Consider the following 12,830-nt stretch of genomic DNA (forward strand, 5'->3'; position numbering starts at 1 on the left):
TGGACCTAAGCTTCGTCGCCCTCCTCCGGGCCGCCGACCAGAAGCTCTTCCTCGATCTTCTGCGACGACTTGCGGACGGCGGCCTCGATCTCGTTGGCCAGATCCTTGTTAACCTTGAGGAACTCGCGGACATTGTCGCGGCCCTGACCGATGCGCTGACTGTTATAGGAGAACCAGGAGCCGGCCTTGTCGATCACCCCGGCCTTGACGCCCAGGTCGATGATCTCGCCCAGCTTGGAAATGCCTTCGCCATACATGATGTCAAACTCGACCTCGCGGAACGGCGGCGCCACCTTGTTCTTGACCACCTTGACCCGGACGTTGTTGCCGACGATCTCGTCACGGTTCTTCACCGAGCCGGTACGACGGATGTCCAGGCGGACCGAGGCGTAGAACTTCAGAGCGTTGCCGCCCGTGGTGGTTTCCGGGCTGCCGTACATCACCCCGATCTTGTGACGGATCTGGTTGATGAAGATGACGATGGTGTTGGTCTTGTTGATCGAGCCGGTCAGCTTGCGCAGCGCCTGGCTCATCAGGCGGGCCTGCAGGCCCGGCAGGCTGTCGCCCATCTCGCCTTCGATTTCTGCCTTGGGGGTCAGGGCCGCGACCGAGTCGATGACCACCACGTCTACGGCGCCGGAGCGCACCAGGGTGTCGGTGATCTCCAGGGCCTGCTCGCCGTTGTCGGGCTGCGAGACCAGCAGGTTGTCGAGATTGACCCCCAGCTTGAAGGCGTAGCCCGGATCGAGCGCGTGCTCGGCGTCGACGAAGGCGGCGGTGCCGCCGGCCTTCTGGACCTCGGCCACCACGTGCAGGGCCAGAGTGGTCTTGCCCGAGCTTTCCGGACCGTAAATCTCGATCACCCGCCCCTTGGGCAGGCCGCCGATGCCCAGAGCGATGTCGAGGCCCAGCGAGCCGGTGGACACCGACTCGATCTCCATCTTGCCCTTTTCGCCCAGCTTCATCACCGAGCCCTTGCCGAACGCCCGGTCGATCTGCGCCAGCGCCGCTTCAAGAGCGCGCTGTTTGTCGCCGTCTTCTTTGCCCACGAGTTTCAAAGCCGCCTGATTGCTCATTGGAGATCCGCCCTTATTCCATGATTCCGACCGGCAGATCGGAGGTTCGCGCTCGGCGCGCCCTTCGCCTGTGGAATGATTAACGAGTACATGCTTTGTTCCGTGTTCACAAGATGTTCTTTTTTCGTGGCGCGGGAGCGATGAGGACGGTCTATCGGCTATATGCGTCAGAAGCGGTCACATAGGTCGCGACGCAAATCGCCGCCCTGCGACATTTTCTCGCGCCCTGCGGTCGAGCTTTCGTCCGCGCCTCAACCGCTCCTTAACAGGCAGGCGCTCATGGTGCTCTCTTCCCGGGGGGAGCACCGTTTTGTCGATCGATCCGCGCCGTCTACTGGGCCTGGCCTTCGCCAGCGCCGACCTGCTGATGGAAGTCGAGAATGGCCAGGTGATCCTGGCGCTCGGGGCGGCCCAGCGGATCATGGGCCTGGACGAGCGTTCGGTGATGGGCCGGGTGTTCCGGGATCTCTTCACCGCCGCCGACCGCCCGCTGGTCGAAGCCGTGCTCAATGTGATGAGCGATGGCTTCCGGCGCGGACCCGTCACACTGCGCATGGCCGGCGAGCCGCCGCGTCACGTCAATCTGACCATGCGCGCCCTGCCCGACAATGGCGGCCGGATTTCGGTTTCGGTCACCCCCGCCCCCGCCCCTTCGGGCCAGGTCGACGAGATCGGCCTGCGCAGCCGCGAAAGCTTCGAGGATATCGCCCGGGGCCTGTTCGAGGCCGCCCGGGTCACCGGGCTCGAGCTTGAACTCGCGATGGTCGACTTCTCGGGCCTGGACGTCGTCCGCGACCAGCTGTCGCCTCGCGAGGCCCACGCCCTGGACGTCAAGCTGGCCGGCGCGGTGCGGGCCGAGTCGCACGCCGGCGGCATGGCCACGCGGCTGTCGTCCGAACGCTTCGCCCTGGTGCGGACCAAGTCCGACCATCCCGATGACATGGCCCAACGCCTGACCAAGTCCACGACGCTGACGGCCACCGCCCATGTCGTGCCGCTGGACGCCGGCGTCGCCCCGGCCCGCGGGCTGAAGGCCCTGCGCTACGCCTTGGACGATTTCCTTCGCGAGGGGCTGAAGGACTCCCCCCCGATCAGCCTGTCGGAAGCCATGAACCGCTCGGTCAAGCGCACCCTGGCCAAGGCCGGCGCCCTGGGCGTGGCGGTCAGCCAGCGGCGGTTCACCTTGGCCTACCAGCCGGTGGTCAACCTGGCGACGGGGATCGCCCATCACCACGAGGCCTTGGTGCGCTTCGAGGACGGCGGCAGCCCGTTCCAGTTGATCCGCATGGCCGAGGAGCTCGACCTGATCGAGGAGCTGGACCACGCGATCGCCGAGATGGCCGTCCAGCGTCTGGCCGGCGACCGAACGGGCGCCATCAAGCTGGCGGTCAATGTCTCGGGTCGGACGATCGTCAACGAGGGCTTCGTCGATCACATCGGCCGCCTGCTGGCCAAGCATGACAAGGCCAAGGGTCGCCTGATCTTCGAGATCACCGAATCCAGCGCCATCGACGATCTGCCCCGCGCCAACCAGCATATCCAGGCCCTCCGAGGCCTCGGCTCACTGGTGTGCCTGGACGATTTCGGGGCTGGAGCCTCGTCCTTCGCCTATCTGCAGGAACTGAGCCTGGACATCGTCAAGATCGACGGCCGCTATGTGCGCGAACTGGCCGGCAGCGGCCGCGACGGGGCCATGGTGCGCCACCTGGTCCAGATGTGCCGCGACCTGAATATCCGCACCGTCGCCGAGATGGTCGAGACCGTCGAGGTCGAGGAGGTCGTCCGCAAGGCCGGGGTCGATTTCGCCCAGGGCTGGCTGTTCGGCAAGCCGGCCGACAAGCCGCAGCCGGCGTTGAAGGTGGCCTCCGTCACCCCGGCAGCACGGCGGGCCGGGATTTCGGAAGGCTGGGGCTAACCCCTATTTACCGGCCTTGGTCTTGGCTACGTAGTCGTCCACCACGCGGTCCAGCACGACCAGCGGCGTCATGCCGGCCAGCAGGCCCGCGTCGTGGAACTGGCGGATGTCGAACCGCTTGCCTAGCGCCTTGCGAGCCCGTTCGCGGGCCCTCAGCCAGGTGATCTTGCCGATCATGTAGCTGCAGGCCTGGCCCGGCCAGACCACATAGCGCTCGATCTCGGTGATCGTGCCGCTCTCCTCGTCACCCATGGTCTCGGCCATGTACTTGACCGCCTGTTCGCGGCTCCACCTCTTGTGGTGCATGCCACTGTCGACCACCAGGCGCACGGCCCGGAACAGGGCGTCGTGCAGCATGCCGATATGGCCGAAGGCGTCGTCCTTATAGATGCCCATCTCGACGGCCAGCTGCTCTGTATAGAGCGCCCAGCCCTCGGTGTAGCCGGAATTGCCGATGGTCTTGCGGATCAGCGGAAGGCCCTTGGCCTCGTTCGAGATCGACAGCTGCAGGTGGTGACCCGGGACGCCCTCGTGGACGGTCAGGGTGGTGAGCAGATACTTCGGCTGCTCGGCGGTGTCGCGCAGATTGATCCAGTAGATGCCCGGACGCTTGCCATCCAGCGACGGCGAATTGTAGTAGCCGCCCGGCGCGCCGGCCTCGATGGCCTTGGGCACGCGGCGGATCTCCAGCGGGGCCTTGGGCAGTTCACCGAAATAGGCCGGCAGCTGCTTGTCGATCCACTTGGCCTTGGCGTTGAGGTCGGCGATCAGCTGTTCCTTGGCCGCGTCGGTATTGGCGTAGATCTGGGCGGGATCGGTGGCCAGGGCGCGCATCTTCTCGCCCGCTGTGCCCTTGGTGATCCCCCGGCTCTTGAACAGCACGTCGATCTGCGCCGACAGCGACTTGACCAGGTCCAGACCCAGCTGGTGAATCTCGTCCGGTGTGATGCTCGAGGTCGTGTAGTTCTTCAGCGACACGGCGTAGTAGTCGTCGCCGTTCTTCAGCCGCCAGACGCCGGCGTCATGGGTGGCCTTGGGGCGGACGCTTTCCAGCAGGGCGATCTGGCGCTTGAGGGCGGGCAGCACCGAGGTCTCGTAGATCCTGGTCGCCTCGCCGGCCCAGTCGCCGGGGATGGTCTTGGCCTTGGTCCGGCGGGCCACCGAAAGCACCAGCGGCGCCTCGGCGACGGGCGTGCCGGCGAAGGCCTTCATCTGGATCAGGGCCTTGTCGATCACGAAGTCCGGCGGGATCACGCCGTCGGCGAAGTCGCGGGCGGCGATGGCTGACTCCTGGTCCATCAGCCGGGCAAAGGCCTCCAACCGCGACAGATAGGCGTCGGCGTCTTCCTTGGTCTCGATGGCGTGCTGGGTGTCGAGGAAGTCGGGACAGGACTGGTAGGAGCCGGTCAGCTGGCTGAGCACATAGGGCGCGCCGGAGCCGCCGCCGGCATAGCTGAACTTGCTGTTGCCCTCATCCTGCACGGCTAGGGTGAACTCGACGGTATCGTAATTGACCCCGTCCATGCCGGTCAGGGCCTTGCGGTCTATGGCGCGCAGGTCGGCCAGCTGCTGCCTGGTCTGGGCGACGCCGGCGGCGATGGCGGCGGACGAGCGGTCGGCCAGCAGCGACTTGGTCCAGGCCAGGTCGCCGACGTCCATGCCCAGGCCAGTGGTGGTCTCGGGCGACTGGCGCAGGGTCTTGGCCATGAAGGCGTCGAACAGGGCGTTCAGCCTGGCCGCCTCGCCGGTGGCGGCGGCGGCGGCGGGCGCGTCGGCCAGGGCCAGGCTGGGCGCGCTGGCGGCGAAGCCCGCCGCGACGGTGGACAGCAGCATCTGACGACGGTTTTGCATGGCGTGGGTCCCCTTGCCCTGGATCTAGCTGGGCAAAGGCCTAGAGGGCCTTGCCCGGCGCGGCAACGGCGGCGGCATTAATTTCCCGTCATCTTGCGGCCAAGCGCATGTTTCATGCGGCGGACCGTGTCAGCTCAAGGTCACGAACAGCTCGTTCTCGATCACCCACTGGCCGGTGATCTTGCGCCAGGTCGCCAGATAGGTCCCGCTTGTATCCGCCACGCCGCGCGTCGTGCCGACCCAGGTTCCGTGCTCGGCGGCCCGGTCGCCCTGGGCGTCGCTCACGACCCGTTCGGTGGTGCGGACATAGGCGACGAAGGCCGGGTCGGTGAACTGGCTGGCGAAGGCGGCCAGCACGTCGTCGCGACCCAGGATCAATGACCCGTCGCCGACGATCACCTTGATGTCCAGCGCGAAGAACGGCGCCAGGCGACGCGCGTCCTTGCCGGCGATCAGCCTGTTGGTCAGCTTACGGCGGGCGGCGATGGCGTCGGTGGGCGAGGTCATGGGCAAGCGCTCGAGTTGCATGTGGCTGGCGGGCCGTACGCCGGTATAGGCTGCGCCCTGACCGTCGCAAACAGGAGGCCCCGACCGCATGTCGTCCCTGCCCGTGCTGACCACCGCACGCCTGACCCTGGCCCCGCCGGAGCGGTCCGACTTCGAGGACAGCGTCGCGCTGTGGAGCGACCCGATGGTCACCCGCCATGTCGGCGGCCGCACCTCGACGCCGGAGGAGAGCTGGGCGCGCCTGCTGCGGGCCCGCGGCCTGTGGTCGTTGCTGGGCTACGGCTATTGGGGCGTGCGCGAGACGGCCACCGGCCGCTATGTCGGCGAGGTGGGGTTCGCCGACTTTCACCGGGCGCTGGAGCCGTCGATCGACGGAATTCCCGAGATGGGCTGGGTGCTGGCGCTCTGGGCGCATGGGCAGGGCCTGGCGTCGGAGGCCGTGACGGCGGGCCTGGCCTGGGGCGAGACGGTGTGGGGCGAGGGTCCCGTGGTCTGCATCATCGATCCGGACAACGCCCCGTCGCTGAAGCTGGCAAGGCGCATGGAGTTCGTCGAGGTGGCGCGGACGATCTACAAGGACGGACCGACGGTGCTCTTGCGGCGGGGCTAGGCATCTGTTCTCGCATCGCTTTTGCGGAAAACTGGTGGCCACTTTTCCGCGCGATGCTCTAGGCGCCAAGCGCGGCCAGCTTTTTCATGATCTCGTCTATCCGGGCGTTCGAGCCCTGGCGAAAGGTCTCGTAGGCGCCGGGCTGGGCCGGATCGCCGAGGACGGCGACCTCGCGCTGAAGGCGGGCCAGGCGCTGGAGCTGGGCGTGGCGGACCTGGGCGGCGGTGAGCCGCGCGATGGCGCGATCGATGGGGCAACGCGGCAAGGGCTTGCGGTCGTCGGACATGTTTTCCTCCTGTGGCTCACCCACTTGCCCCCACCTGGCGACTGCGTCGCCTGTCCGCCCCCATAGGGGGCGGGGCTCAGATCGCGCGAGGCTCCGCCCCCATGGGGCGGACAGACCGCGCAGCGGTCAGGTGGGGCAAGTGGGTGTGATCCCACGCCAATTGGCTGTGAGTTGGTTTGGGGAGGGTTGCGAAGCGCCCGGGCTCCGCCCGGAGGTTTTGCAGTGTGATTACCGTTTCGACGAAGACGAGCGCTTCGCGTGGAACCGTTATTCGGGAGCGGTCGGGCAGGCAGGGGTCTTAGCCCTTCTCCCGACGCTTTCGCTCGCGCCCCCGACGGGCGGGCCAGGGCGGCGAGCCCCGGTCCCGCACCGCATGCGTAACCCCCGCATGCCTGCTGGCTGGGTCGCCTACCCCAGGCGCCGGAGTTTCGTCACCACGGGGGTGAACCTGCTCCGGACCAACCTGGGGCGTCTCCCGAAGGAAACACGGCGGCCAAGCCTACCCGCTCGACCACTTCCCACCGCCCGTCAGGTCGCCGGCCGACGTCCCTCCCCGTGCGATGGGGTGAGATCATTATGAGGGCGCCCAAAAGGGGTGAGCGTCAAAAAGATTGAAAAGGTTTAGGGCGTTGATTTTGCTCGATGTTACTTCGTCGTCACTCGCGCCGACCTCCTCACGCTCCTTCCCTCTCCTTTACGGGGAGGGTGGCGACGAAGCCGACGGGTGGGGCTACGCCGGCTGCCTCATCAAACCCCACCCGACCTCTTGGGGCCACCTTCCCCAAAGCGGGTGGGGGACGGAGCGTTTGTTTATGGCGCCCAGCCCCTTTCACAGTCCGCCCGCAACGGCGAGGCGGATGCGGGCGTTCGCCGAGAAGCAGACGTTTCGAAGGCCAGCGAAGGGTGAGTTGCCGCCGGAGTTTCCTTCTCCCCTTGCGGCAGAAGGTGGCCTGCGAAGCGGGTCGGATGAGGGGTCGGAAGCCTTGTCCGGAAAGGTCCGAGACACCCCTCACCCGTCGGCCTTCGCCCCTGCCCTAAGCCGCCGCCATCTGCTGCTTCACCCGCTCGGCCAGGGTCTTGATGTCGATCGGCTTGGGCAGGAAGGTGACGCCCGTTTCGCCTTCCAGCAGATCGCTGAACTCGGCCTCGGCATAGCCGCTGATGAACATCACCGGGGCGTTGCCGATGAAGATCCGGGCCTTCTTCAGCAGGGTGGGGCCGTCGATACCGGGCATGATCACGTCGCTGATCAGCAGGTCGATGGTGCCGGCGTGCTGTTCGGCGATGATCAGGGCCTCCTCGCCGTCGCAGGCTTCCAGCACCTCGTAGCCCCGGGCGCGCAGCAGGCGGGCGGCGACGCCGCGCACGGCGTCCTCGTCCTCGACGAACAGGATGCGGCCGGCGCCCGACAGGTCGCGGGGCGGGCGCGGCTTGGCCGGTTCGGCCATGGCCAGGGCGGCCGCAGCGGCGGCCTGCTGGGCGGGGGTGGCCACATAGACCGGCAGGAAGATGCGGAAGGCCGCGCCCTCGCCCGGCCGGCTGTGCACATGAATCCAGCCGTCGGACTGCTTGACGATGCCATAGACCGTAGCCAGGCCCAGGCCCGTGCCCTCGCCCACCGGCTTGGTGGTGAAGAACGGGTCGAAGATCTTGCCCATCACCTCGGGCGGAATGCCGGGGCCATCGTCGCTGACCTCGATGAAGGCCTGGTCGCCCTCGGCCCCGGGGAAGCCCAGGGACTGGGCCTCGTCCTGGGTGAGGCGGGCGGTGCGGATGCGCACCACGCCGCCGCCCTTGGCCGCCCGCACCGCGTCGCGGGCGTTGACGGCCAGGTTCATCACGGCGGTCTCGAGCTGGCTCTTGTCGGCCCGCACCTGCGGCAGGTCGCGGCCATAGTCGGTGATCAGCTTGACGTCTTCGCGCAGCAGACGGCGCAGCAGGACCTCGAACTCGCTGATCAGCTCGCCCAGCTCCAGCACCTCGCGCTGCACGGTCTGCTTGCGGCTGAAGGCCAGCAGCTTGCGCACCAGGTCGGCGGCGCGGACGCCGGTCTGGCGGATCTCGTTGAGGCCTTCATACGAGGGATCGCCGACCGGGTGGCGGTGCAGCAGCTCGTCGAGGCGCAGCTGGATGGCGGTCAGCAGGTTGTTGAAGTCATGGGCCACGCCGCCGGCCAGCTGGCCGATGGCCTGCATCTTCTGGGCCTGGGCCAGCTGCAGTTCCATCTGCTTCTGCTCGGACACGTCGATCAAATAGGCCACCAGCCGACCTTCGGCGCGGTAGAGATAGAGGTGGGCGATGCGGGTCGGGTCGCGGGCCAGGCGCACCTCGAAGGGTCCGGCCTTGCCCTCGGCCAGGCGAGTGTCTGCCTCGGCGCGCGACGGCGGGTCGATCAGGGCGCCGAACACCGTGCCGGTGGGCACAGGGCCCGCCATGGCGGTGAGGGCCGGATTGGCTTCCAGGATGCGGGCGTTGAAGGGGTCCAGCCCCTCCAGCAGGGCCGCGCCGAACGGCGAGGCGCCGGAAAAGGCGTCCAGGGTGCGCGGGGCCGGGGCGGTCTCGGCCAGGGTCGGGGCCGGAGCGGCGGCCAAGGCGACGACAGGGGCTTCGATGAGGATGGGCAGGCGAACCAGCAGGCGGCCGCCGCGCAGGCGCGAGACCTGGGCCGGACGCTCACGGCCGTCGACGACCAGGGTCCCCTCGGCGCGCTCACCGCCCTGGGCCTTGACCAGGGCGGTGAACAGCCCGGCCCCCGCCGCGCCCTTGGGCAGGCGACGCGCGTCGCCGATCAGGTCGGTCCAGGCGGGGTTGGCGGCCAGCACACGGCCGTCGGCGGCGGTCAGGGCGGCGGGTTCGGGCAGGGCGTCGATGAAGGTCTCGGCGCCTTCCAGGCTCTCGTCCTGGAGATTGGTCGAGGCGCGGATGGCCACCAGGCCCAGGATCGCCACGCCGGCGATCCCGCCCAAGAGCAGCAGCCCCGCCAGGGTGGCCGGACCGGCCTTGAGGGCCGGCGCGGCAGCGAACACGGCGGCCAGCACGAGGAAGATCGCCGCTCCCCAGATCAGGAAGTCGGGGCGACGCTTGCCGGGCCCTGCGATGTCTTTGGTGGACGCCTCGGTCATGGGTGACCGAAATCCTTCTTCAGCCTTTACGGGACCTTGCCCGCCGATTCGTTGGATAGGATACCCTTAACGCACCCTTGGAGCGCGATCCGTCATCGATTCGTGATTCCGTGACGGAAATGAGTCGGGGCGACGCCTTACTCCGCCCAGCTGCGCGCCTTGGCTTGCTTGTTGTTCAGCACGAAGCCGATGACCTTGGCGACGGCCTCGAAATGCTCGGCCGGGATCTGGTCGTCGACCTCCATGGTGGCGTAGAGGGCGCGGGCCAGGGGCGGGTCTTCCAGGATGTAGACGCCGGCGTCCTGCGCCACCGCGCGGATCCGCAGGGCCAGGTCGTCGACGCCCTTGGCCACGCAAACCGGAGCGGCGTTCTCGCCCTGCTCGTATTTCAGCGCCACGGCGTAGTGGGTGGGGTTCATGACCACCACGGTCGCCTTGGGCACCGCCTGCATCATCCGCTGGCGCGAGCGCTGCATGCGCAGCTGCTTCTGCTTGCCCTTGATGTGCGGGTCGCCTTCGGACTGCTTCATCTCGTCCTTGACCTCCTGCAGGCTCATCCGCATCCGCTTGGTGAAGCGGATGCGCTGCCAGAACCAGTCGAAGCCGGCGGTGGCCCCCAGGAAGATCAGCACCATCCAGAACAGCTTGACGCACAGCTTCAGCGACATCGGGATGATCGCCGCCACGTCCATGCCCACCAGGTTGGGGATCTCGGCGGCGTTCGGCTTGACCACGTACCAGGCGATCAGCCCGGTCACGATGAATTTCAGGGCCGACTTGGCGAACTGCATGAACCCGTCGGGGCCGAAGATCCGGCCCAGGCCCTTGATGATGTTCAGTTTCTGCAGATCGGGCTTGATCTTGTCGGGCGACAGCATGAAGCCCGACTGCGCCACATTGGCCGCCGCGCCCAGCAGGCCCGACACCACCATCACCAGGATCACGGCGGGCAAGGCGGCCATCACCGTGGTCCTGGCGATGGCCCGGATGCTGCCCTCGACGTCCATGGTGCCGGCGTGGGCGAAGAACGGGGTCAGGGTGTTGACCATGTCGCGGGTCAACCAGCCACCGGCGATGACGACCACCCCAAAAGCGCCCGACAGCGAGGCCAGCTGCGAGATGTCGGCGGATTTGGGAACGTCGCCCTTGGCGCGCGCGTCCGACAGCTTCTTGGCTGTTGGCTCTTCGGTCTTTGACGCGTCGTCGGGTTCGTCGGCCATGGCGCGTCCCTAGTTGAACACCGCCAGGAGCTCGCGATAGCGATCACTCCAGACCATGGCGATGCCGCCGAGCGACAGGCCCAGCAGGGAGAGGCCCAGGATGACGCTGAGCGGCGAGGTGACGAAGAAGATCTGGAACGACGGCATCACCCGGCCCACCAGGCCGGTCGCCAGGTTGAAGACGATCGAGAACACCAGCACCGGGGCGGCCAGCTGGACGCCCAGCTTGAAACTGTCGGCCACGGTGCGCACGGCCAGGGTGGCGGCGTCATTGACCGGCACGGCCCGGGCGAACGGGAAGATGTCGTACGACTTGACCATCGCCCCGATGAACAGGTGATGCAGGTCGGTGACCATGATCAGCACCAGGCCCAGCATCGACAGGAAGGTGGCCACCGCCGTGCTGCTGGGGGCGCCGGCCGGGTTGGCGGTCTGGGCGAAGGACAGCGTGGTCTGGATCGAGATGATCTCGCCGGCCGTGGTCAGCGAGCTGACGAACAGCTTGAGCACCATGCCGATCATCAGGCCGATCAGCACCTCGTGGATCACCGCCCCGGCCACGTCGCCGACGCTGCTGGGCACGGTGGTGATGGAGCTCGAGACCAGCGGCGACAGGATGATGGCCATCAGAACGGCGAACGACAGGCGGATGCGCGGCGGCACCACGGTCTCGCCGACGCCGGGCATCAGCATGACCATCGCCCCGATCCGGGCGAAGACCAGGCCGGCCACATAGATCTGCAGGACTGTGGCGTAGCTGTCCAAGCTACATCCCGGCGATCTTGGCGGCGATCTCGTGCATGAAGCCCGACATCAGCGCGCCCATCAGCGGCAGGAACAGCAGCAGCGACACGAAGATCGCCACGATCTTCGGCGCATAGACCAGGGTGGCCTCCTGAATCTGGGTCAACGCCTGGAACAGGCCGATGGCCACACCCACCACCAGCCCCACCAGCAGCACCGGCGCGCAGAGCTGCAGGGTGAGCCAGATGGCGTCGCGGCCGACATCCAGGACTTCGGCTCCGGTCATCGGAGAGCCTCTTGCTGACGCGCGCACGCGAAGGGAACTGATGGCTGGCATCCTCGCCGGTCATGGTTAACAGCGGGTTAGGGAGGATTAACAGCATGCGGTCTGGCACGCGGCGAAAGGTCGCCGGATCGACTAGATCGTCCGCCCCAGCCAATCCTCGCCAGCTTGACGCACCCGTTGGATAAGGACGTCCGCGCCGTCCAGACGATAGATGATGATATGGCTTCTGTAGGGATGGACCCGAATGGAGCCTTTCAGCTCGGCTCGCTCCGGCGCCGCGAGAGGAAAGTCGGAGAGGAAGGCGAAGGCGCGTTCCAGTCCTTCGTGGTAACGCTCGGCTTGATCGACGCCAAATTCCGTAACGCCCGTCACGTAGATCTGGATCACATCGTCTTCGGCGTTCCGGCTGAGCCTATAGGTCACGGACCACGCCAGCCCGCACTCGCGCCACGGCTAAGATGTCGCTCATCGAATTGGCGCTCACGCCGCTTTCCTCAGCTTGGTCGATAAGGCGCTGCAGAGCGGCGATCTTGTCGGCGCGCTCTTGGTCGCGCCGGATAAGGTCGCGCACATAGTCGCTGGCGTTGCTGTAGCGCCCCCCGTCAGTTTGGCCTTCAACCCAGGCCTTCATCGCGTGAGGGAGAGAGACGTTCATTGTAGCCACGGCGGACCTCCAAGCTATTGTTGGCATAATTTGGCAAGGATTGCCAACATCGGGTCGCTTGACCGGTACTTTGTGCGTCTGCCCTAGCCCTGGACCAGCGCCGCCATCACGTCCCGCCATCCCTGCTCCGCCGCCGGGCCTGCACTGTCGAACGCGGCTTGCAGGTGCTTCATCTGGGCGCCGGTCAGCTCGGCTTCCAGCCGTTGGCCCTCAGCAGTAAGCCGCAGGTTCTTGACCCGGCGGTCCTCCGTCCCCTCCACGGCCGCGACGAGCCCCATCTCCAACAGCTGTCGCAGCGGCGCGTTCAGCGCCTGCTTGCTGACGGCCAGCAGGTCGAGCAGGCCCTTGACCGACACGTCGGGCCGGCGGCCGATGAAGTAGAGGATGCGGTGATGCACGCGGCCCAGGCCCCGCCGCTCGAGCATGCGGTCGGGGCGGTCGGTGAAGCCGCGATAGGCGAAGTACAGCGACTCGATCGCGGTCCGCAGCTGGGCCTGGCGGTTTAGGTCAATCATGTTGACACAGTAGTCGACGCGATCAATGACTGTC

The 12,830-nt window shown here is 67.1% G+C and carries 13 protein-coding genes; 2 read left to right on the forward strand and 11 right to left on the reverse strand.

Going from position 1 to position 12,830, the window contains the following annotated elements:
- Positions 1-5 precede the first annotated feature (5 nt).
- The gene (gene recA, locus ACP694_RS15975) at positions 6-1,076 is read right to left on the reverse strand and encodes a recombinase RecA (protein ID WP_426013969.1); all 1,071 of its coding nucleotides are present in this window, start codon (positions 1,074-1,076) and stop codon (positions 6-8) included.
- A gap of 310 nt (positions 1,077-1,386) precedes the next feature.
- On the opposite strand from recA, the gene ACP694_RS15980 reads away from it, so the two are divergent.
- A complete protein-coding gene (locus tag ACP694_RS15980; protein WP_426013971.1) occupies positions 1,387-2,991 on the forward strand; it encodes an EAL domain-containing protein in 1,605 nt (534 codons plus the stop codon).
- Positions 2,992-2,994: 3 nt separating this feature from the next.
- Here ACP694_RS15980 and ACP694_RS15985 read toward each other — a convergent pair whose 3' ends face one another.
- Positions 2,995-4,842 carry a DUF885 domain-containing protein gene (locus ACP694_RS15985; protein ID WP_426013973.1) on the reverse strand — a complete coding sequence of 616 codons (1,848 nt, stop codon included), beginning with the start codon at positions 4,840-4,842 and terminating at the stop codon, positions 2,995-2,997.
- A gap of 129 nt (positions 4,843-4,971) precedes the next feature.
- Positions 4,972-5,349 carry a YybH family protein gene (locus ACP694_RS15990; protein WP_426013975.1) on the reverse strand — a complete coding sequence of 126 codons (378 nt, stop codon included), beginning with the start codon at positions 5,347-5,349 and terminating at the stop codon, positions 4,972-4,974.
- Positions 5,350-5,437: 88 nt separating this feature from the next.
- Here ACP694_RS15990 and ACP694_RS15995 point away from each other — a divergent pair, with 88 nt between their 5' ends.
- Positions 5,438-5,959, forward strand: coding sequence for a GNAT family N-acetyltransferase (locus ACP694_RS15995; protein ID WP_426013977.1), 522 nt, complete (start codon positions 5,438-5,440; stop codon positions 5,957-5,959).
- A 58-nt stretch (positions 5,960-6,017) separates the two neighbouring features.
- Here the strand turns inward: ACP694_RS15995 and ACP694_RS16000 are convergent, their stop codons facing one another.
- From ACP694_RS16000 to ACP694_RS16035, 8 genes are all read right to left on the reverse strand, one after another.
- On the reverse strand, positions 6,018-6,245 hold the full coding sequence (locus ACP694_RS16000) for a hypothetical protein (RefSeq protein WP_426013979.1): 228 nt from the start codon (positions 6,243-6,245) through the stop codon (positions 6,018-6,020).
- Between the two features lie 1,034 nt (positions 6,246-7,279).
- A complete protein-coding gene (gene cckA, locus ACP694_RS16005) occupies positions 7,280-9,367 on the reverse strand; it encodes a cell cycle histidine kinase CckA (protein WP_426013981.1) in 2,088 nt (695 codons plus the stop codon).
- A gap of 137 nt (positions 9,368-9,504) precedes the next feature.
- The gene (gene flhB, locus ACP694_RS16010) at positions 9,505-10,587 is read right to left on the reverse strand and encodes a flagellar biosynthesis protein FlhB (RefSeq protein WP_426013983.1); all 1,083 of its coding nucleotides are present in this window, start codon (positions 10,585-10,587) and stop codon (positions 9,505-9,507) included.
- Between the two features lie 9 nt (positions 10,588-10,596).
- Positions 10,597-11,352: a flagellar biosynthetic protein FliR gene (fliR, locus tag ACP694_RS16015; RefSeq protein ID WP_426013985.1), complete on the reverse strand. Its 756-nt coding sequence runs from the start codon at positions 11,350-11,352 to the stop codon at positions 10,597-10,599.
- A gap of 1 nt (position 11,353) precedes the next feature.
- Positions 11,354-11,617, reverse strand: coding sequence for a flagellar biosynthesis protein FliQ (fliQ, locus tag ACP694_RS16020; protein ID WP_426013987.1), 264 nt, complete (start codon positions 11,615-11,617; stop codon positions 11,354-11,356).
- A gap of 132 nt (positions 11,618-11,749) precedes the next feature.
- Positions 11,750-12,004 (reverse strand): type II toxin-antitoxin system RelE/ParE family toxin, encoded by a 255-nt coding sequence (locus ACP694_RS16025; protein ID WP_426013989.1) that lies wholly within the window; start codon positions 12,002-12,004, stop codon positions 11,750-11,752.
- A 25-nt stretch (positions 12,005-12,029) separates the two neighbouring features.
- Positions 12,030-12,308: a type II toxin-antitoxin system ParD family antitoxin gene (locus ACP694_RS16030; protein ID WP_426013991.1), complete on the reverse strand. Its 279-nt coding sequence runs from the start codon at positions 12,306-12,308 to the stop codon at positions 12,030-12,032.
- 56 nt (positions 12,309-12,364) lie between these two features.
- Positions 12,365-12,796: a MarR family winged helix-turn-helix transcriptional regulator gene (locus ACP694_RS16035; RefSeq protein WP_426013993.1), complete on the reverse strand. Its 432-nt coding sequence runs from the start codon at positions 12,794-12,796 to the stop codon at positions 12,365-12,367.
- Between the last annotated feature and the right edge of the window lie 34 nt (positions 12,797-12,830).

Source organism: Caulobacter sp. DWR2-3-1b2 (genome assembly GCF_049896345.1).
In the GTDB taxonomy this organism is placed as follows: Bacteria; Pseudomonadota; Alphaproteobacteria; order Caulobacterales; family Caulobacteraceae; genus Caulobacter.